The following is a 17,406-nucleotide window of genomic DNA, read 5'->3' on the forward strand; positions in this document are numbered from 1 at the left end:
CGGAGCGCGGCCGCGAGCTATAATCCCGGCCTTCGACGGTGGCTGTAGCTCAGTTGGTAGAGTCCCAGATTGTGATTCTGGTTGTCGTGGGTTCGAGTCCCATCAGCCACCCCAATTTTCGAGAGCCCCGCTTCGCGGGGCTTTTTCTTTTGCGAGACCTCCGTGAGGGCGCAAGGGCCTGGATAGATGCCAGCATCCTCGCAAATTCACCGCCGAGGGTCCCGCATGGCTGATTCACGTGTAAGGTTCGTCGAGCTGAGCAGATCGGGCGCTCTAGCACTGCAGCAGTGCCGTTGGGAGAACGACGCGATAGTGCTCGCGCTTCTGCTGGAGCCTTGCGAAGACGCGCCGAAGGAAAACTGGGCGGTACGTATTGAGCAGCCATTTGAGGAGCGGCTCTCAGGCGGTTGGGTCGAGCCGTTTGGATTCGCGGACGAGCACCCCGTACTCCTGCCGTGGAAAGAAGACCAGTGTGACATCTACTTCACCGACAACGCCTTATCGGCCGCGAGTCTCTTGGGCATTGTTGCAATGGCTTGTTCCCAGATCGTGGGCGACTGGTTGCCGGCCTCGCGGTTTCTCAATAACGGCCTGAATCTAGTTGCTGGAGAGCGCTCGCCTCACGGACTGCTCGGCCGGTTCCCGCGCTCGCTGGCGAGTGCGATCCTGTCGCAGTTGCCGCAAGACTCCATCCGCGCTGTCCTGGTGAACTCGCGACCGCCACATTACTGGGATGGCATCCAGTTTGTGGCTTATCCGGACGATCTGCAGGTGCTGACGTTCGGGTCGTCGTTCGTGGTGGGCGCGGGATTCACGTTCACCGGCCCGTGATCGCATGGACTCTCCGCGTTTGATCCGGGGCGGCTTCAGCCGTTCACCATCACCAGTTTCCCCTTCACCCCGCGCGAGCCCATGTACGCATAGGCTTCCTTCAGCTGCGCCATCGGCATGGTGCGGTCGATCACCGGCTTGACCTTGCCCTGCGCGTACCACTGCGCCAGTTCGCCCATCGTGTCGGCGTTGGCCTTGGGCTCGCGCTTGGCGTAGTCGCCCCAGAACACGCCGACGATGGAAGCGCCCTTGAGGAGGGCCAGGTTGAGCGGCAGCGAGGGGATCGGGCCGGACGCGAAGCCCACCACGAGGTAGCGGCCGCGCCAGGCGATGGAGCGGAAAGCGGGCTCGGCGTAGTCGCCGCCCACGGGGTCGTAGATGACGTCGGGGCCCTTGCCGCCGGTGGCTTCCTTGATGGCGTCGCGCAGGTTGCCCTGGCTGTAGTTGATGGTCGCATCGGCGCCGATCGACTTGCACAGGGCGCACTTCTCGTCGGTGGACGCGGCCGCGATCACGCGCGCGCCCATGGCCTTGGCGATCTGGATCGCGGACGTGCCCACGCCGCCCGCGGCGCCGAGGACCAGCACCGTCTCGCCGGCCTTGAGCCGCGCGCGGTCGACCAGCGCGTGATGCGAGGTCGCGTAGATCATGATGAACGCGGCGGCGTCCACCGCCGGAAAGCTGGCCGGCAGCGGAAGGCAGATCGCCGCCGGCGCCAACGCATGCGTGGCGAAGCCGCCGGTGCCCGGCAGGCAGGCGATGCGCTGCCCGACTTTCAGCTGCGTGACGCCTTCGCCTGCGGCCTCGACCACGCCCGCGTATTCGGAGCCCGGCACGAAGGGCAGGGGCGGCTTGATCTGGTACTTGTTCTGCACGATCAGCAGGTCGGGGAAGTTCAGGCTTGCCGCCTCGATGCGCACCAGCACCTCGCCCCGCTTGGGCTGCGGCGTCGGCAGTTCCTTCCACTGCAGCGCGTCGACACCGACGGGGTTCTCGCAGAGCCAGGCGTGCATCACGGTCTCCTTGTTGCGCAAAGCGGTCCATCATAGGCAACACCCCCCGGCGCGGCCGTCGCAGCAGCGACCTCAGCCCTACAATGCCTGCAGGCTGTCCGCATGAAGATCCTCCTGTCCAACGACGACGGCTACCAGGCGCCCGGCCTGGTGGCGCTGCACGAAGCGATCCGCGACCTCGCCGATGTCGAGGTGGTCGCCCCGGAACACAACAACAGCGCGAAGTCCAACGCGCTCACGCTGCATTCGCCGCTTTACGTGCACGAGGCCCCCAACGGCTTCCGCTACGTGAACGGCACGCCGGCCGACTGCGTGCACATCGCGCTGACCGGGCTGCTCGACTGGCGGCCCGATCTCGTGGTCAGCGGCATCAACAACGGCGCCAACATGGGCGACGACACCATCTATTCGGGCACCGTCGGCGCGGCGATGGAGGGCTACCTGTTCGGAATCCCCGCCATCGCGTTCTCGCAGGTCGAGAAGGGTTGGGGCCATCTCGATTCGGCGGCACGCAAGGCGCGCGAGCTGGTGCAGCGTGTGCTGCAGCAGGGCCTGGACGCCGAGCGGCCCTTCCTGCTCAACGTGAACATCCCCAATCGCGCCGAGAGCGAACTCGGGCCCTTCGAGGTCTGCCGCCTCGGCCGGCGCCACGCGGCCGAGAAGGTGATCCCGCAGCCCAGCCCGCATGGGCAGACCATGTACTGGATCGGCGGCGCCGGCCTGCCCAAGGATGGCGCCGACGGCACCGACTTCCATGCCACGGCGCAGGGCCGCATCTCCGTCACGCCGCTGCAGGTGGACCTCACCGACCACGCCTCGCTGCCGGACTGGTCGGCGCGCGTGGTCCGCAACGCGGGCAAGCGATGACGCGCCGCCCCGGATTTCCCGCGCAGCTGGGTCCCTCGCAACCGAAGCCCCCGACGCAGCGCGCTGCCGCGGCCCGAACCGGCGCGCCCGCGGCGCTGCCGCCCAGGCCGCAGGGCGTCGGCCTCGATTCCGAAGCGGTGCGCACGCGCATGGTCACGCGCCTGGCGGCGCAGGGCCTGGCCGACCCGCGAGTGCTCGCCGCGATGGGCCGCATCGAGCGGCATCGCTTCGTCGACAGCGCGCTGGTCAACCAGGCCTACGAAGACACCAGCCTCCCGATCGGCCTCGGGCAAACCATTTCCAAGCCCAGCGTGGTCGCACGCATGGTCGAGCTCCTGCTTGCCGCGACGCCCGCGGGCGCCCGGCTGGGACGCATCCTGGAGATCGGCACCGGCTGCGGCTACCAGGCGGCGGTGCTCTCGCAAGTCGCGACCGAGGTGTACAGCATCGAGCGCCTGCGCGGACTGCACGACAAGGCGCGCGACAACCTGCGCGCCTTCCGCCTGCCCAACGTGCACCTGCTGTTCGGCGACGGCATGGAGGGCTTCGCCAAGGGCGCGCCCTACGCGGGCATCATCGCGGCGGCTGGAGGCGAGGCCGTGCCGCAGGCGTGGATCGATCAGCTCGCGTCGGGTGGGCGCATCGTCGCGCCCACGGTGATGCCCGACGGCCGCCAATCGCTCGTCGTGCTGGAGAAAACCGCGCGCGAGGTGCGCCGCAGTTTTCTTGAGACGGTTCACTTCGTCCCCCTAAAATCCGGGATCGCGTGAAGGAATACAAAACGATGAAGGGCATGGCCTGTCATGCAGGCAAGGGTGTGGTGCTGTTGCTGGCCGCGCTGGTGCTGGCCGGCTGCGCCTCGCGTGCCCGCTCGCCCGCGCCGGTGGAAGACCGCAGCAGCGGCCTGCGCGGATGGCCCGTTCCCGCCGTGGTGTCCCCCGCCGATCCCAACCGGGTGCTGCCGGGCGCCGACAACGCCGGCAAGCCCGGCTACTACACGGTGCGGCCGGGCGATACGCTGATCCGCATCGGCCTGGACAGCGGCCAGAACTGGCGCGACATCGCGCGCTGGAACGGCATGGACAACCCGAACATGATCGAAGTGGGGCAGGTGCTGCGCGTCGCGCCGCCGCCCGAGCCCGCGGTCGTGCGGCCGGTCGCTTCGACCCCCGTGCCCGCCGCGCCCGTCACGGCCCAGCCCGCGAGCGCGGCTTCGTCGCCGGTCGCGGCGTCTTCGGCTCCCGTCACAGCGTCTTCATTGCCCGTGGCGGCGGCTTCGGCACCTGTCGCAGCGGCTTCGTCCCCCACCGCGACCGCGAGCGCCCCGCGCGGCACCGTGACCGCGGCCGCGCCGGGTCCTGCGGCTGCGCAACCGGCGGTGCCCGCCGAGGAGGAGATCGCCTGGGCCTGGCCCGCGCCCGGCAACACGGCGCTGGTGGGCACCTTCGACGAAGTGCGCAACAAGGGGCTGGACATCGGCGGCAAGGCCGGCGATCCGGTGCTCGCCGCCGCCGATGGCCGCGTGGTCTATGCCGGCGCCGGCCTGCGCGGCTACGGCAACCTCATCATCCTCAAGCACAACAACACCTACCTCACGGCCTACGCGCACAACCAGGCGCTGCTGGTCAAGGAAGACCAGACAGTTCGCAAGGGACAGAAGATCGCGGAGATGGGTTCCAGCGACACTGACAGGGTGAAGCTGCATTTCGAAATCCGCCGCCAGGGCAAGCCCGTCGATCCGGCCCGGCACCTGCCGCCGAGGTAGCCATGGGCAAGCGCAACGGAAAGGTCACCACACCTGATCCGGGCGCGATGGGACAGGGCGTGCCGCCCGATGCTGCGGATGTGCCGCAGGAGCCCGAGATCCAGGTGCCCAACGGGCGCGAACTGCAGGCCGACGTGGCCGGCGAATCCAGCGACACGCTCACGCTCTACCTGCGCGACGTGCGCCGCACCGAGCTGTTCACCGCCGAGGAGGAATTCAACGCCGCCAGCCGCGCGCGCGCCGGCGACTTCCAGGCGCGCCAGTCGATGATCGAGCACAACCTGCGGCTCGTGGTCAGCATCGCCAAGGGCTATCTCGGACGCGGCGTTCCGCTGTCGGACCTGATCGAGGAAGGCAACCTCGGCCTGATGCACGCCATCGACAAGTTCGAGCCGGAGCGGGGCTTCCGCTTCTCCACCTATGCCACCTGGTGGATCCGGCAGGCGGTCGAGCGCGCGGTCATGAACCAGGGCCGGGTGATCCGCCTTCCCGTGCACGTCGTGCGCGAGTTGCAGCAGGTGCTGCGCGCGCGCCGCACGCTGGAGAACGATCCGGCCTTCCAGGCGTCTCGGGTCGGCATCGGCGGGGACGGCGTGCGGGTGGAGGACGTGGCCGCGCTGCTGGGGCGCAACGTGCAGGAAGTGGCCGACCTGCTGGCGATGGCCGAGGCGCCACGCTCGCTCGATGCGGCCCTGGACCGCTCGGAGGACGAGCACACGCTGGGCGATTCGCTGGCCGACGACATGGCGGCCGATCCCACCGGCGTGGCGCAGAACCACGAGGTCGAACGCCTGCTCGCCACCTGGATCGACACGCTCTCGCAGCGCGAGAAGGAAGTGCTGGAAGGCCGCTTCGGCCTGAAGGACCGCGAGCCGGAAACGCTGGAAGTGCTCAGCGAACGCCTGGGCCTCACGCGCGAACGGGTGCGCCAGATCCAGAACGAAGCGCTCCTGAAGCTCAAGCGCCAGATGACCCGCAGCGGCATCAACCGCGAAGCGCTGTTCTGATTGCCAGAACCGTCCCCCTCCGGGGGAGGGCAGGGTGGGGGTTCCTGAAGCGGCAGCAGGCCAGCTCATGAAGGGCACTGGTACAGTGACCTGCATGAGTTGGCCGGTTTTAGTCTTCGACATCGAATCCATCCCCGACGTGTCGGGCCTGCGCCTGCTGCGCGACGCGCCCGCGGAAAGCAGCGACCTGCAGGTCTACGAGGCCTGGTGCCAGGAGCGCAAGGAGAAGGGGCAGAGCGACTTCATGCCGCTGCACCTGCAGCGCGTGCTGGTCATCAGCTGCGTGTTCCGCAGCGGCGAGGGCCTGCGCGTGCACTCGTTCGTCGACCGCGACGGCGCGAGCGAAGGGCGCGTGGTCCAGAACTTCTTCAACAGCATCGACAAGCACGTGCCGCAGCTGGTCAGCTGGAACGGCGGCGGCTTCGACCTGCCGGTGCTGCATTACCGCGGCCTGCGCCACGGCGTGGTCGCCGACAAGTACTGGGACCTCGGCGACGACGACCGCGAGTTCAAGTGGAACAACTACATCAGCCGCTACCACATGCGGCACCTGGACCTGATGGACCTGCTGGCCATGTACCAGCCCAAGGCCAATGCGCCGCTGGACGCCATGGCCAAGTTGTGCGGCTTCCCCGGCAAGCTCGGGATGGACGGCTCGCAGGTGTTCCAGGCGTACAAGGACGGCAAGCTGGAGGACATCCGCCGCTACTGCGAGACCGACGTCATGAACACCTACCTGGTGTACTGCCGCTTCCAGAAGATGCGCGGCGGCCTGACAGAGGCCGAATACGAGCAGGAGATCGTGCTGGTGAAGAACACGCTGGCCGAACTGGCCGGCGCGGAGCCGCACTGGCGCGAGTACCTGGACGCCTGGCGCTGACGCGCGATCAGGTCGAGGGCTGCAGCAGCTCGTCGTAGCCGCGGCCGCGGAACTGGAGCAGGTCCAGCCCGTGGCCGAAGGGATCGGCCAGGTTGGCCATGCGGCCCCAGCGCCGCTCCTGGATCGGCTTCTCCAGCTTCGCTCCCAGCGAGACGAGGCGCTGCACGACGGCATCGACGTCGTCCACCACGAAGTCCAGGTGCACGGGCGTCCAGTGCCGCGCGTACTCGCGGCGCTGAGGGTGCGCTTCACCCAACGGTGCCGTGCCCGGGGCATTCGTCAGCAGGTCGATGACGGATCCGCCGCCCAGCAGCTCGGCCCAGTCGCTGCCCAGCCGCCGTCCGGCCCGCAGCCCCAGCCCGGCGGTGTAGAACCCGATCGCCCGCTCGAGATCGGGCACGTCGATGCAGATGCGGATGTCCATGGCGTCTCCGAAAGGCCGGCCAGTATGGCCTGAGACAATCACGCCATGACAGGAGAGAACGACGGCGCGAAGCCGAAGCTGCCCGAGGGCTGGCTGGCGGTGGACGCGCTGGACATCGAGGCGCAGGGCGTGGCCCGGCGCGAAGACGGCAAGGTGGTGTTCATCGACGGCGCTCTGCCGACCGAGCTGGTGAGCGCCCGGGTCACCCGCCGCAAGAACAACTGGGAGCAGGCCCAGCTGACCGAGATCCACCGGGAATCGTCGCAGCGCGTGCGGCCGCGCTGCCCGCATTTCGGCCTGCACGAGGGCGCCTGCGGCGGCTGCAAGATGCAGCACCTGCAGGCCACCGCGCAGGTCGCGATGAAGCAGCGCGTGTTGGAGGACAACCTCTGGCATCTGGCGAAAGTGCGGCCGGAGCGGGTGCTGCGCCCGATCGAAGGCCCGTCGTGGAACTACCGCTGGCGGGCCCGCTTCTCGGTGCGGCACGTGCGCAAGAAGGGGACGGTGCTGGTCGGTTTCCACGAGCGCAAGAGCCGCTACGTGGCGGACATCCGCGAATGCCACGTCGTGCCCCAGCACGTCAGCGACCTGTTGATGCCGTTGCGCGCGCTGATCGGCTCCATGGACGCGATCGAGACCTGCCCGCAGATCGAGCTGGCCTGCGGCGACGAGGTCACGGCGCTGGTGCTGCGCCACCTGGAGCCGCTGAGCGCGGGCGACCTAGCGAAGCTTCGCGCCTTCGCCCGGGAGCATCCCGGCGTGCAGTGGTGGCTCCAGCCCAAGGGCCCCGAGACCGTGCACCTGCTGGACGAGGGCGGGCCGGAGCTGGCCTATGCGCTGCCGGAGTTCGGGATCACCATGCCTTTCCGGCCGACCGACTTCACCCAGGTCAATCCGTACATCAACCGCGTCCTCGTCGTCACCGCGCTTCGGCTGCTTGACGTGCAGCCCAGCGACCGGGTGATCGACTGGTTCTGCGGCCTGGGCAATTTCACGTTGCCGCTGGCCACCCGCGTACGCGAGGTGCTGGGCATCGAAGGCAGCGAGGCTTTGGTGGCGCGCTCGCGCGAGAACCTGGCGCGCAACGCGGCAGGCCGCAGGCTGGCCCTGACGCAGTTCGCAGCCCGAAACCTGTTCGACATGACGCCTCAGCAGCTGGTGGCCGACGGCGTGGCCGACCGGTGGCTTGTGGACCCTCCGCGCGAGGGCGCCTTCGCGCTGGCCAAGGCGCTTGCCGACCTGCACCAGCAGCCGGAGTTGGGCTCGGGGTGGAACGCGCCGCAGCGGATCGTCTACGTCAGCTGCAACCCGGCGACCCTGGCGCGGGACGCCGGGTTGCTGGTGCACCAGGCGGGCTATCGCTGCAGCGCGGCGGGCGTGGTGAACATGTTTCCGCACACGGCGCACGTGGAGAGCATCGCGGTCTTCGACAGGTCTCCCTGACCACAAGCAGGCACATTCAAAAAAGGACAAGGGCGCCAACGGCGCCCTTGTTTCGTCTCTGGAGCGAAGCGGTTGCTGAGTGAGTTATTCCGAGCTGCCGCCGATGCCGAAGATCGCCAGCAGGGCCTGGAACACGTTGTAGATGCTCAGGTACACGCCCAGCGTGGCCGTGATGTAGTTGGTCTCCTCGCCATCGCGCACGCGCTTGAGGTCGTACAGGATGAAGAACGAGAAGATGCCGATCACGAGCACGGCCAGGGTGATCATCAGCGCGCCGCTTTGCAGGAACACGTTGGCGATGCCCGCGATCAGCACCAGGATCGCGCCGATGAACATGAACTTCGCCATGCCCGACAGGTCGCGCTTGACGATCGTGGACATCGTGGCCATGCCCAGGAAGATCGCGCCCGTGCCGGCGAACGCCATCATGACGAGGCTCGCGCCGTTGCCGAAGCCGAGCACGATGGCCAGCAGCCGCGAGAGCATCAGGCCCATGAAGAAGGTGAACGCCAGCAGGATCGGCACGCCGGCCGCGGAGTTCTTGAACTTCTCGATGGCGAACATGAAGCCGAACGCGCCCGCCAGGAAGACGACCAGGCCGACGCCGGGCGACATCGCGCGGGTGATGCCCGTGGCCACGCCCAGCCAGGCGCCCAGCACCGTCGGGATCATGGAAAGCGCCAGCAGCCAGTAGGTGTTGCGCAGGACGCGGTTGCGTTCCTGGACGGACGGAAGCGCATGGCCGCCGTAGCCGTAGGGGGTGGTGACTCGCTCGTTCATACCAAAGCTCCTTTGCCTGGAACGGGAAGTTGGATGCAAAGATTCTAGGCGGGTTCCCCAACCGTTCCCGCGTAAAGCCCCCACGCGGCCCCGCCGTTATGCTCCGGCTCTCATTTTTCAGCCCCGAGCAACCATGAAGACCAAGCCCGCCCTCGAACTGTCCGACGTCAAGAAGATCGCCGCCGCCGCGGAAGCCGAAGCCCTGAAGAACCAGTGGGCCGTGTCCATCGCCATCGTCGACGACGGCGGCCACCTGCTGTGGCTGCAGCGGCTGGATGGCGCCGCGCCCATCTCGGCCCACATCGCGCCGGCCAAGGCCAACACCGCCGCCGTCGGGCGCCGCGAGAGCCGCGTCTACGAGGAGATGATCAACGGCGGCCGCGTGTCCTTCCTCAGCGCGCCCGAGCTGCGGGGCCTGCTCGAAGGCGGCGTGCCGATCCTCAAGGACGGGCAATGCCTCGGCGCCGTCGGCGTCAGCGGCGTGAAGTCCAGCGAGGACGCGCAGATCGCCCGCGCCGGCATTGCCGCCATCGGGCTCTGACGCGCCCGGCTACTTCGTAAGGATCAGCTTGCCGGTGCGGGTGGCCTGCAACCTGTAGAGCTCGCCGTTGTGGTGGATCTCCACCGCGCGGTGGCCCTGGAACAACTGGCTGCTTTCCACCAGCGGCGGCCGCGCGGGCAGGCAAGCCTGCGCGGTGCCGGGCGCCGTCTCCGGTTGCGCCTGCGGGCGCGGGGTCGGGCGGGTCGGGCTCATTGGGCCGCCTTCGGTTCGGTGATGAATCCGATCTTGCGCAGGCCCGCCTGCTGCGCCGCCGCCATCGCCTGCGCGACGCGCTCGTAGCGCACTTCCTTGTCGCCGCGGATGTGCAGGTCGGGCTGCGGGTCGCGCGCGGCCTCGGCCCGGAGCAGCCGCGCCAGCTCCTCGTCGGAGACCTTGCCTTCGTTCCACCAGTAGGCGCCGGTGGCGTCCACCGACAGCCGGATCGTCTGCGGCTTCGGGTCCTGCGGCTGGTTGGTGGCCCGCGGCAGGTCGATGTTGACCGAGTGCTTCATCACCGGCACCGTGATGATGAAGATGATCAGCAGGACCAGCATGACGTCGACGAGCGGCGTCATGTTGATCTCGTTCATCACCTCGTCGGTTTCGTCCTGGGTCCCGAAGGCCACGATCAGATCCCTTTCTTCATCGGCACGACGCGGCCGGCGTCGCCGCCGGTGCCCACGCGCGACCCGGTGACCAGGTAGGCATGCAGGTCGTGCGCGAAACGGTTGAGCCGGAACAGCACCGACTTGTTGCCGCGCACCAGGGCGTTGTAGCCCAGCACCGCGGGAATCGCGACCGCGAGGCCCAGCGCCGTCATGATCAGCGCCTCGCCGATCGGGCCGGCCACCTTGTCGATCGTCGCCTGGCCGGCCGCGCTGATCGACATGAGCGCGTGGTAGATGCCCCAGACGGTGCCGAACAGGCCCACGAAGGGAGCGGTCGAACCAACGGAGGCGAGCACCGCGAGACCCGACTGCAGGCGCGCCGTGGATTCGTCGATGGAGTTGCGCAGGCTGCGCGTGAGCCATTCGCTGGCGTCCAGCGAGTCGTGCAGCTGCGGCTGCGCGTTGTGGTGCGCGGCGGCCTCGCGGCCCTCCAGCGCCAGCGTGCGGAACGGATTGGCCGGATCGGTGCCCAGCTTGTTCAGGCCGTCGGCGAAATCGGCCGAATGCCAGAAGCTCTCGATGCGGCGCGCCTGCGAGGCGTAGCGGCGCAGGTCCAGCGCCTTGACGATGATCACCATCCACGAGGCCAGCGACATGCCCAGCAGCAGCAGGAACACGCCCTTGGTCACGAGATCGCCCTGCTGCCACAGCTGCACGAGTCCGAACTGGGTATCCATCTTCTTCTCACTCCAACACGAAATTGATCGGCACGTTGAACCACATCGCCTCGGGCACCCCGCCGCGCTTGCCCGGCACGTAGCGCCACTTGAGCACGGCATTGAGCGCGGCTTGATCGAGCCTTTCGTAGCCGCTCGACCGCGTGACCTGGGCCTGCTGCGCGGAGCCGTCCGCACCGATCAGCACGCGCACCATGACCTGGCCTTGCTCGCCCAGGCGGCGGCTCATGGCCGGGTAGGCGGGCGGCGGGTTCTGCAGGTACTCGGCGCTGCTGGAAGGCAGTTCGATGCGCGGCGGCGCGGCGGGCGCGGGAGGTGCCGGGGGCGCGGGCGGAGCCTCGGCCACGGGCGCGGGAATCGGAGGAGCCGGAGGCTGCGGCGTGGTGACACCGACGGGCGCCTGCGGAGCCGGCACGGGTGAGGGGACTGCCATCGGCTTGGGTGGCGGTGGCGGCTGCACCTTGCGCACCGGCGCGGGTTTGGGCGGCGGCGCCGGCGCCGGGGGCTGCGGCCTCGGCGGCGGGGGCGCGGGCGGATCGATCTTCGGCTGCGGCGGCTCGACGATCTGGGCCAGCACCTCCACCGGCACGATCACCTCGACCGCGCGGCGCAGCAGGCCGGATTGCAACGCCCACAGTGCGGCCGCGTGGAACAGCACCACACCGGTGGCGATCGCCGTATTGCGATGGCGACGGAGATCGGACACGGGGAACGAGGTGGCGGAGCTGCCCATAGTTTAGGAACGTCCGCGCGGACGAGGTCCGCGCAGGACCCAGCAGGCGGCGGCGACGACCAGGATCAGGCTGCCGCCCAGGGTGACGACGAATTCCATGCCGGGCTCTCCGTGATGCGGGGAGCGAGCTGGATGGCGGCGACCGGGGCGGTGGCGCTGCACTGGGCGACCACATCGCGGGCGCAGCTCTCGCATTGCCCGCACTGGGTCGCCACCCCCAGCTCCAGCTGGATCTCGCTGAAGTCCATGCCGGCGCGCACGTGGCGGGCGATGTCCCGGTCGGAAACGCGGTGGCAGACGCAGACGATCATGGCGGAGAGGGTTTGGCTGGCGGTTGAGGAACAGGGTGTGTGGCGGGAAGTATAAATGCGAATCGATCGCATTTGCAATAACTATAGTGCCGGTCCTGCTTGTCTCGTGGGATCAGGTGTCGGCCCACATCCTCAACAGGTTGTGGTACGTGCCCATCAGCGCGACCGTGGCCGGGCTTTCGCCCGAGATCTGGCGCACCGAGGTCAGGGCGAGATCGAACTCATGCAGCAGGCGGCGCTGCTCGTCCGTGCGCACCAGGCTCTCGACCCAGAAGAAGGCCGCCATCCGCGTGCCGCGCGTGACCGGCAGCACCTCGTGCACATGCGTTCCCGGGTAGAGCACCGCATCGCCGGCGGGCGGCTTGAAGCGGCGTTCGTCGCCCGCCTCGTAGACGACCAGCTCGCCGCCGTCGTAATCGCCCGGATCCGATAGGAACACGGTGCACGAGATGTCGGTGCGCACGCGCTGGCCGTTCTCGCCGAAGCGGATCGAGCCGTCCACGTGCTTGCCGTAGGCGTTGGTCTCGCCGGAGTAGCGGTTGATGCGCGGCGGGAACACCTTGCGCGGCAGGCAGGCGGAGAGGAACTGCGGCGACCGATCCAGCGCGCGCAGCACCATCGCGCCGATCGAGCGCGCGGCTTCGCAGTCTTTGGGCAACTGCTCGTTGTTCTTGGCCTGCACGGCCTGCGAGCCGGCGCCGATGCGCCCGTCGGCCCACGGGGCCTGCGCCAGCATGCGCCGGGCGAGCGCGAGTTCGTCTTCGGTGAGCAGGTCGGGCAGGGCGAGGAGCATGGCGGCGGCTGGCTTCTGGTAGGGCTAGAACTTCGCGGCGAGCGACACCTGCAGCAGGCGCCCCGCACCGGGAACGTAGTGCCCGCGGTAGAGCGACTCCGCGTAGTACTTGTCGCCCACGTTGGTCAGGTTGGCCTTGAGCAGCATCGACGAGCTGATCGCGTACTCGGCCATCAGGTCGGCGGTGACGAAGCCCGGCGCTTCCCACGCCGGCGCGGTGACGTCCGCGGGCGACTGTTCGCTTCGGAAATTCAGGCCGCCGCCCACGCGCCACTTCGGCGTGAGCTGGTAAGTCGTCCAGATCGTTCCGCTGTGCCGCGGCGTCAGGCCGGGACGGTCGCCCTCGCGATTGCCTACCGTCGTGGCGGTGGAGGCGGCCTCGTCGACCTTGGCGATCGGCATCCACATGTACGAGCCGTAAACCTCCCACCTGGGCGTGAGGCGGCCGACGGCGTCGATCTCGACGCCCGCCGTGTGGCGCTTGCCCGTGAGCAGCAGCCGGTCGGCGGCGGTGTCGGGGTCGGTGTTGCGCTCGTTCTTCTTGGTCGAGCGGAAGAGGGCGAGGCGCGTCGAGAAGCGCTTGTCGGCCGAGTCGAGCTTGGCCCCGATCTCGATGTTCTCGCTCTGCTCCGGCGGCGTGTTCGCGCTCTGCGCGTTGTACGAGTAGGTGTCCCCCGAGGTGTTGAACGACGTGCCGTAGGAGAAGTGATAGGAGGTCAGTGCGTCGGGCTGGTAGAGCAGGCCCACGCGCTGGCTCCACTCAGAGATCTTCTGCGAGAAGTGGAGGTCCGTCACCGGGCCCGGGGCGTTGTTCGGGATGTTGAACTGGTCGTAGCTGCCGTCGAGGCTGTCGTAGCGCAGGCCGCCCAGCACCTTCCAGTTCGGCGCGACCTGCACCAGGTCCTGCACGTAGGCGCCCCACGCCTTGGCGGTGAACTGGTTGCCCAGGCGCAGCACGCGGCGCGATTCGTCGATCGACGCGCCGTCGTCCGGCGTGCCGGCCAGCGTCGTGGGTTTCACCAAGTCGACGCCGCCCTGCGCCGCATTGCGCGCCGCGTACACGGTCTTCTCCTCGCGGGCGGCATCGACGCCCGCCTGCAGTTCGTGCTGCAGGCCCAGCGCATGGAACTTGCTGGAGAAATCGCTTTGCACGTGCAGCGTGTCGACGTCCTGGATCTTCAGGCTGGTGCCGCGCGTGAACACAGTGCGCGGGCTGAAGTTGGTCAGGTCTGCCGCCACACCGCCGGGTTGCGCGGCCGCGGGTGCGAAGCGGATTGCGCTGGCCCGCAGGTCGCGTTCGAACAGGCCCTTGCGGACCTGGGTGCGCAGCTCCGCGCCCGGCGCGTCGAAGCGGTGGATGTGGCTGAAGGATGCGATCTTCGCGCCGCCGTTGTTGCGGTCGCTGGCCATGCCGTAGTAGGCCGTCGGGTCGAGGCCGGGGATGATGGTGTTGGACGCGCTCGTGTCCGTCGCGCGCGGACGGATCCAGGGCAAGCCGTAGTTGATGCCGTTGTCGTTGTCCAGGTAGTACAGGCTGGCCATGAACTCGTCGCGGCGCCCGATGCCCCAGCGGAAGGAGCCGGCCGCGCCGTACTTGTCGATGCTGCTGCCCGAGCCATTGTTGTCGGCGCGCGTGCGCATCACGTTCAGGCGCAGGGCCGCGTCTTCACCGGTGTGGAAGTTGAAGTCGCCCGTGATGCGGCCGTAGCGGTGGTTGCCGACAGTCGTCGTGACCTCGTGCTCGTTGATCAGGCGCGGCACCTTGCTCACCTGGTTGACCGCGCCGCCGGTGGAGCCGCGGCCGAACAGCATCGAGGCGGAACCCCGCATGACTTCCATGCGATCGAGGTTGAAGGTGTCGCGGTCGTAGAACGCCGGATCGCGCATGCCGTCCAGGAAGATGTCGCCGGTGCCCGCCAGCGAGAAGCCGCGCAGGCGGATGTCCTCCTCGCCGCCCTCGGCCGCCAGGAAGCTGATGCCGGCGGTGTTGCGCAGCGCGTCCTTGACGGTGTCGAGGTTGCGGTCGTCGATCAGCTTTTCGGTGACGACAGTTAGCGATTGCGGCACGTCGCGCAGCTGCTGCGTGCCGCGGCCGATGTTGGTGGTGGTGGCGCGCAGCGCTTCCTTGCCCTCGGGCGCCTCGGCTCGGTCCTTCACCACCACGGGGGCGAGGTTGCGGCTCTCGGGCGCGGGGCTCGACTGGGCCCAGGCGCCTGCCGACGCGGCAAACAGCAGGGCGCCCAGCGGCAGCAGGACAGGGGATTGCGGCGAAGTTTCTTGTGCCAAGACTGGCCTCCAGGTGGGCCCGCTCGAGCGGGCGTTCTTCGGGGAGGCTGGCTGGGGCGCGCCGCGAGGCTCGGGCGCGCAGGAATTGGCTGGCCGGGTTCGGCCGGGATTCTAAGCTAAATGCGAATCACTCGCATTAGCGAGAGGGTATTGCTCAGCTCGGTTCGCCCATTGCCGACTGCAGGTAGTTCTGCAGGCCGAGCTTGCCGAGCAGGTCGAGCTGGGTCTCGAGGTAGTCGATGTGATCCTCGGTGTCTTCGAGGATGCGCTCCAGGATTTCGCGCGAGATGTAGTCGCGCACGGCTTCGCAATGGGCGACGCCTTCCTTCAGCGTCACCTGCGCGCCGCGCTCGCTGCGCAGGTCGCATTCGAGGATCTCCGGCACGTTCTCGCCCACCATCAGCTTGCCCAGGTCCTGCAGGTTGGGCAGCGCGTCCAGGAGCAGGATGCGCTCCATCAGCCGGTCGGCGTGCTTCATCTCGCCGATGGACTCCTCGTACTCCTTCTTGGCGAGCCGCTCGAACCCCCAGTGCTTCAGGATCCGGTAATGCAGGAAGTACTGGTTGGTGGCCGTGAGCTCGTTCTTCAGCTGTGCCTGCAGGTGCTGGATGACGCCGGGATCGCCTTGCATTGTTGTTCTCCTGGAGCGTGGTGCGGGACGTGATTCTCGCGCCAATGCACGCGATCCGTTCGGCCGGAACTTGTCGAGGCCGGGTGAGCCGGCGTCGACAAGCTCAGCCTGCGCTCAGGTGCGCTTACGCCGGCACCGAGCTGCGGATCAGGTGGTCGAACGCACCGAGCGCCGCCTTCGCACCGTCGCCGGCCGCGATGATGATCTGCTTGAACGGAACCGTCGTCGCGTCACCGGCCGCGAACACGCCCGGCACCGAGGTCTGGCCCTTCGCATCCACCACGATCTCGCCGTGCCGCGACAGCTCCAGCGTTCCCTTGAGCCATTCCGTGTTGGGCACGAGGCCGATCTGCACGAACACGCCTTCGAGTTCCACGCGGTGCTCCTCGCCGCTCGCGCGGTCCTTGTAGACCAGGCCGTTGACCTTCTGGCCGTCGCCCGTGACCTCGGTGGTCTGCGCGTTCAGGATCGTCTTCACGTTGGGCAGGCTGGCCAGCTTGCTTTGCAGCACCGCGTCGGCGCGCAGCTGCTCCCCGAACTCGATCAACGTCACGTGCTGCACGATGCCCGCCAGGTCGATCGCGGCCTCGACGCCGGAGTTGCCGCCGCCGACCACCGCCACGCGCTTGCCCTTGAACAGAGGACCGTCGCAGTGCGGGCAGTAGGCCACGCCCTTGTTGCGGTACTGCTCTTCGCCGGGCACGCCCAGCTTGCGCCAGCGCGCGCCGGTCGACAGGATCACGCTGCGCGCCTTCAGCGCCGCGCCGTTCTCCAGTTCCACCTCGATCATCTGCCGGCCGGGCTTGAGTGCCTTCGCGCGTTGCAGGTTCATGATCTCCACGTCGTAGTGACGCACGTGCTCCTCCAGCGCCAGCGCGAACTTCGGGCCTTCGGTTTCCTTGATCGACACGAAGTTCTCGATGCCGAGCGTGTCCAGCACCTGGCCGCCGAAGCGCTCCGAAGCGATCCCCGTGCGGATGCCCTTGCGCGCGGCGTAAACCGCAGCCGCTGCACCCGCGGGCCCGCCGCCGACGATCAGCACGTCGAACGGTTGCTTCTGCGCGATCTTCTGCGCTTCGCGCTGGCCCGCATTGGTGTCGACCTTCGCGAGGATTTCCTCCAGGCTCATTCGGCCGTTGCCGAACATCGTGCCGTTCAGGAACACGGTGGGCACGCCCATGATCTGCCGCTGCTCGATCTCGTCCTGGAACAGGCCGCCTTCGATCATCGTGGTCCGGATGCGCGGGTTCTGCACCGCCATCAAGTTGAGCGCCTGCACCACGTCTGGGCAGTTGTGGCAGGTGAGCGAGACATACACCTCGAACTCGAGATCCTGGTCGATGGAGCGGATCTGCTCCAGCAGCTCCTGCTCCACCTTGGGCGGGTAGCCGCCGACCTGCAGCAGCGCGAGCACGAGCGACGTGAACTCATGGCCCATCGGCAGGCCGGCGAAGCGCGGGCCGTGGTTCTCGCCGGGGCGGTTGATCGCGAACGACGGCGTGCGATGCGGGCCGGCGTCGCGCGTCTCGGTGACCTTCACCAGCGGCGAGGCTTCGGCGATGTCCTCGAGCAGCGCCTGCATGTCGCGCGAGGCTTGCGTGTCGTCCAGCGCGGCCGTGATCTCCACCGGCTGCGAGATGCGCTGCAGGTACGCGGCGAGCTGGGTCTTGAATTGGGCGTCGAGCATTCGATGGCTCCCTTCGGGATGTGTTCTTGAAAAAGACGAAGGCCCGGGCGCAGTGCGCACCCGGGCCTT

Annotated in this window: 20 protein-coding genes and 1 tRNA gene; 9 read left to right on the forward strand and 12 right to left on the reverse strand. The window is 68.3% G+C overall.

Annotated features, from left to right (window positions below):
* The first annotated feature begins 38 nt into the window (after positions 1-38).
* Together EZ313_RS18595 and EZ313_RS18600 are read left to right on the forward strand one after the other, a co-directional pair.
* Positions 39-114: transfer RNA gene (locus EZ313_RS18595), tRNA-His, on the forward strand.
* Positions 115-225: 111 nt separating this feature from the next.
* Positions 226-831 (forward strand): hypothetical protein, encoded by a 606-nt coding sequence (locus EZ313_RS18600; RefSeq protein WP_135264811.1) that lies wholly within the window; start codon positions 226-228, stop codon positions 829-831.
* A gap of 35 nt (positions 832-866) precedes the next feature.
* Here EZ313_RS18600 and EZ313_RS18605 read toward each other — a convergent pair whose 3' ends face one another.
* Entirely contained in the window at positions 867-1,844 is a 978-nt protein-coding gene (locus EZ313_RS18605; RefSeq protein ID WP_135264812.1) for an NADPH:quinone oxidoreductase family protein, read from the reverse strand.
* Positions 1,845-1,946: 102 nt separating this feature from the next.
* Here EZ313_RS18605 and surE point away from each other — a divergent pair, with 102 nt between their 5' ends.
* From surE to EZ313_RS18630, 5 genes are all read left to right on the forward strand, one after another.
* Entirely contained in the window at positions 1,947-2,711 is a 765-nt protein-coding gene (surE, locus tag EZ313_RS18610) for a 5'/3'-nucleotidase SurE (protein WP_135264813.1), read from the forward strand.
* Positions 2,708-3,481: a protein-L-isoaspartate(D-aspartate) O-methyltransferase gene (locus EZ313_RS18615; protein WP_135264814.1), complete on the forward strand. Its 774-nt coding sequence runs from the start codon at positions 2,708-2,710 to the stop codon at positions 3,479-3,481. Before surE ends, EZ313_RS18615 begins: the two co-directional genes overlap by 4 nt.
* A gap of 23 nt (positions 3,482-3,504) precedes the next feature.
* A complete protein-coding gene (locus EZ313_RS18620; RefSeq protein ID WP_135264815.1) occupies positions 3,505-4,476 on the forward strand; it encodes a peptidoglycan DD-metalloendopeptidase family protein in 972 nt (323 codons plus the stop codon).
* Between the two features lie 2 nt (positions 4,477-4,478).
* Complete coding sequence (gene rpoS, locus EZ313_RS18625; protein WP_135264816.1) at positions 4,479-5,483, forward strand: RNA polymerase sigma factor RpoS; 1,005 nt, start codon at positions 4,479-4,481, stop codon at positions 5,481-5,483.
* Positions 5,484-5,577: 94 nt separating this feature from the next.
* A complete protein-coding gene (locus tag EZ313_RS18630; RefSeq protein WP_135264817.1) occupies positions 5,578-6,363 on the forward strand; it encodes a 3'-5' exonuclease in 786 nt (261 codons plus the stop codon).
* A gap of 7 nt (positions 6,364-6,370) precedes the next feature.
* Here EZ313_RS18630 and EZ313_RS18635 read toward each other — a convergent pair whose 3' ends face one another.
* Positions 6,371-6,787: a VOC family protein gene (locus EZ313_RS18635; protein WP_135264818.1), complete on the reverse strand. Its 417-nt coding sequence runs from the start codon at positions 6,785-6,787 to the stop codon at positions 6,371-6,373.
* A 45-nt stretch (positions 6,788-6,832) separates the two neighbouring features.
* On the opposite strand from EZ313_RS18635, the gene rlmD reads away from it, so the two are divergent.
* Positions 6,833-8,230, forward strand: a complete 1,398-nt coding sequence (gene rlmD / locus EZ313_RS18640; RefSeq protein ID WP_135264819.1) for a 23S rRNA (uracil(1939)-C(5))-methyltransferase RlmD — start codon at positions 6,833-6,835, stop codon at positions 8,228-8,230.
* A gap of 84 nt (positions 8,231-8,314) precedes the next feature.
* On the opposite strand, the gene EZ313_RS18645 is transcribed toward rlmD, so the two are convergent.
* Positions 8,315-9,010 carry a Bax inhibitor-1/YccA family protein gene (locus EZ313_RS18645; protein WP_135264820.1) on the reverse strand — a complete coding sequence of 232 codons (696 nt, stop codon included), beginning with the start codon at positions 9,008-9,010 and terminating at the stop codon, positions 8,315-8,317.
* 133 nt (positions 9,011-9,143) lie between these two features.
* Between EZ313_RS18645 and EZ313_RS18650 the strand changes: the two genes are divergently transcribed.
* A complete protein-coding gene (locus tag EZ313_RS18650) occupies positions 9,144-9,551 on the forward strand; it encodes a GlcG/HbpS family heme-binding protein (protein ID WP_135264821.1) in 408 nt (135 codons plus the stop codon).
* A gap of 9 nt (positions 9,552-9,560) precedes the next feature.
* Here the strand turns inward: EZ313_RS18650 and hemP are convergent, their stop codons facing one another.
* The 9 genes from hemP to ahpF all read right to left on the reverse strand — a co-directional run bounded on the left by hemP (position 9,561) and on the right by ahpF (position 17,337).
* Entirely contained in the window at positions 9,561-9,764 is a 204-nt protein-coding gene (hemP, locus tag EZ313_RS18655; protein ID WP_135264822.1) for a hemin uptake protein HemP, read from the reverse strand.
* The gene (locus EZ313_RS18660; RefSeq protein ID WP_135264823.1) at positions 9,761-10,177 is read right to left on the reverse strand and encodes an ExbD/TolR family protein; all 417 of its coding nucleotides are present in this window, start codon (positions 10,175-10,177) and stop codon (positions 9,761-9,763) included. The genes hemP and EZ313_RS18660 overlap by 4 nt, the downstream gene beginning before the upstream one ends.
* A gap of 2 nt (positions 10,178-10,179) precedes the next feature.
* A complete protein-coding gene (locus EZ313_RS18665; RefSeq protein ID WP_135264824.1) occupies positions 10,180-10,896 on the reverse strand; it encodes a MotA/TolQ/ExbB proton channel family protein in 717 nt (238 codons plus the stop codon).
* A gap of 7 nt (positions 10,897-10,903) precedes the next feature.
* Positions 10,904-11,629: an energy transducer TonB gene (locus tag EZ313_RS18670; protein WP_135264825.1), complete on the reverse strand. Its 726-nt coding sequence runs from the start codon at positions 11,627-11,629 to the stop codon at positions 10,904-10,906.
* Between the two features lie 65 nt (positions 11,630-11,694).
* Positions 11,695-11,940 (reverse strand): (2Fe-2S)-binding protein, encoded by a 246-nt coding sequence (locus EZ313_RS18675; RefSeq protein ID WP_135264826.1) that lies wholly within the window; start codon positions 11,938-11,940, stop codon positions 11,695-11,697.
* A gap of 112 nt (positions 11,941-12,052) precedes the next feature.
* Positions 12,053-12,733 (reverse strand): Fe2+-dependent dioxygenase, encoded by a 681-nt coding sequence (locus EZ313_RS18680; RefSeq protein WP_135264827.1) that lies wholly within the window; start codon positions 12,731-12,733, stop codon positions 12,053-12,055.
* Positions 12,734-12,757: 24 nt separating this feature from the next.
* Positions 12,758-15,019: a TonB-dependent receptor gene (locus EZ313_RS18685; RefSeq protein WP_135264828.1), complete on the reverse strand. Its 2,262-nt coding sequence runs from the start codon at positions 15,017-15,019 to the stop codon at positions 12,758-12,760.
* A gap of 154 nt (positions 15,020-15,173) precedes the next feature.
* A complete protein-coding gene (gene bfr, locus EZ313_RS18690) occupies positions 15,174-15,650 on the reverse strand; it encodes a bacterioferritin (protein ID WP_135264829.1) in 477 nt (158 codons plus the stop codon).
* A gap of 124 nt (positions 15,651-15,774) precedes the next feature.
* Complete coding sequence (gene ahpF / locus EZ313_RS18695) at positions 15,775-17,337, reverse strand: alkyl hydroperoxide reductase subunit F (protein ID WP_135264830.1); 1,563 nt, start codon at positions 17,335-17,337, stop codon at positions 15,775-15,777.
* Positions 17,338-17,406 lie beyond the last annotated feature (69 nt).

The sequence above is a fragment of the Ramlibacter henchirensis genome (assembly GCF_004682015.1).
Classification (GTDB): domain Bacteria; phylum Pseudomonadota; class Gammaproteobacteria; order Burkholderiales; family Burkholderiaceae_C; genus Ramlibacter; species Ramlibacter henchirensis.

Bases quoted from the DNA above. Each gene is read 5' to 3' on its own strand.
- EZ313_RS18650 (WP_135264821.1), top strand. From the start codon at position 9,144: ATGAAGACCAAGCCCGCCCTCGAACTGTCCGACGTCAAGAAGATCGCC.
- bfr (WP_135264829.1), bottom strand. From the start codon at position 15,650: ATGCAAGGCGATCCCGGCGTCATCCAGCACCTGCAGGCACAGCTGAAG.
- hemP (WP_135264822.1), bottom strand. From the start codon at position 9,764: ATGAGCCCGACCCGCCCGACCCCGCGCCCGCAGGCGCAACCGGAGACG.
- EZ313_RS18615 (WP_135264814.1), top strand. From the start codon at position 2,708: ATGACGCGCCGCCCCGGATTTCCCGCGCAGCTGGGTCCCTCGCAACCG.
- EZ313_RS18635 (WP_135264818.1), bottom strand. From the start codon at position 6,787: ATGGACATCCGCATCTGCATCGACGTGCCCGATCTCGAGCGGGCGATC.
- rpoS (WP_135264816.1), top strand. From the start codon at position 4,479: ATGGGCAAGCGCAACGGAAAGGTCACCACACCTGATCCGGGCGCGATG.
- surE (WP_135264813.1), top strand. From the start codon at position 1,947: ATGAAGATCCTCCTGTCCAACGACGACGGCTACCAGGCGCCCGGCCTG.
- EZ313_RS18620 (WP_135264815.1), top strand. From the start codon at position 3,505: ATGGCCTGTCATGCAGGCAAGGGTGTGGTGCTGTTGCTGGCCGCGCTG.
- EZ313_RS18670 (WP_135264825.1), bottom strand. From the start codon at position 11,629: ATGGGCAGCTCCGCCACCTCGTTCCCCGTGTCCGATCTCCGTCGCCAT.
- EZ313_RS18605 (WP_135264812.1), bottom strand. From the start codon at position 1,844: ATGCACGCCTGGCTCTGCGAGAACCCCGTCGGTGTCGACGCGCTGCAG.
- EZ313_RS18680 (WP_135264827.1), bottom strand. From the start codon at position 12,733: ATGCTCCTCGCCCTGCCCGACCTGCTCACCGAAGACGAACTCGCGCTC.
- EZ313_RS18645 (WP_135264820.1), bottom strand. From the start codon at position 9,010: ATGAACGAGCGAGTCACCACCCCCTACGGCTACGGCGGCCATGCGCTT.
- EZ313_RS18665 (WP_135264824.1), bottom strand. From the start codon at position 10,896: ATGGATACCCAGTTCGGACTCGTGCAGCTGTGGCAGCAGGGCGATCTC.
- EZ313_RS18600 (WP_135264811.1), top strand. From the start codon at position 226: ATGGCTGATTCACGTGTAAGGTTCGTCGAGCTGAGCAGATCGGGCGCT.
- rlmD (WP_135264819.1), top strand. From the start codon at position 6,833: ATGACAGGAGAGAACGACGGCGCGAAGCCGAAGCTGCCCGAGGGCTGG.
- ahpF (WP_135264830.1), bottom strand. From the start codon at position 17,337: ATGCTCGACGCCCAATTCAAGACCCAGCTCGCCGCGTACCTGCAGCGC.
- EZ313_RS18675 (WP_135264826.1), bottom strand. From the start codon at position 11,940: ATGATCGTCTGCGTCTGCCACCGCGTTTCCGACCGGGACATCGCCCGC.
- EZ313_RS18630 (WP_135264817.1), top strand. From the start codon at position 5,578: ATGAGTTGGCCGGTTTTAGTCTTCGACATCGAATCCATCCCCGACGTG.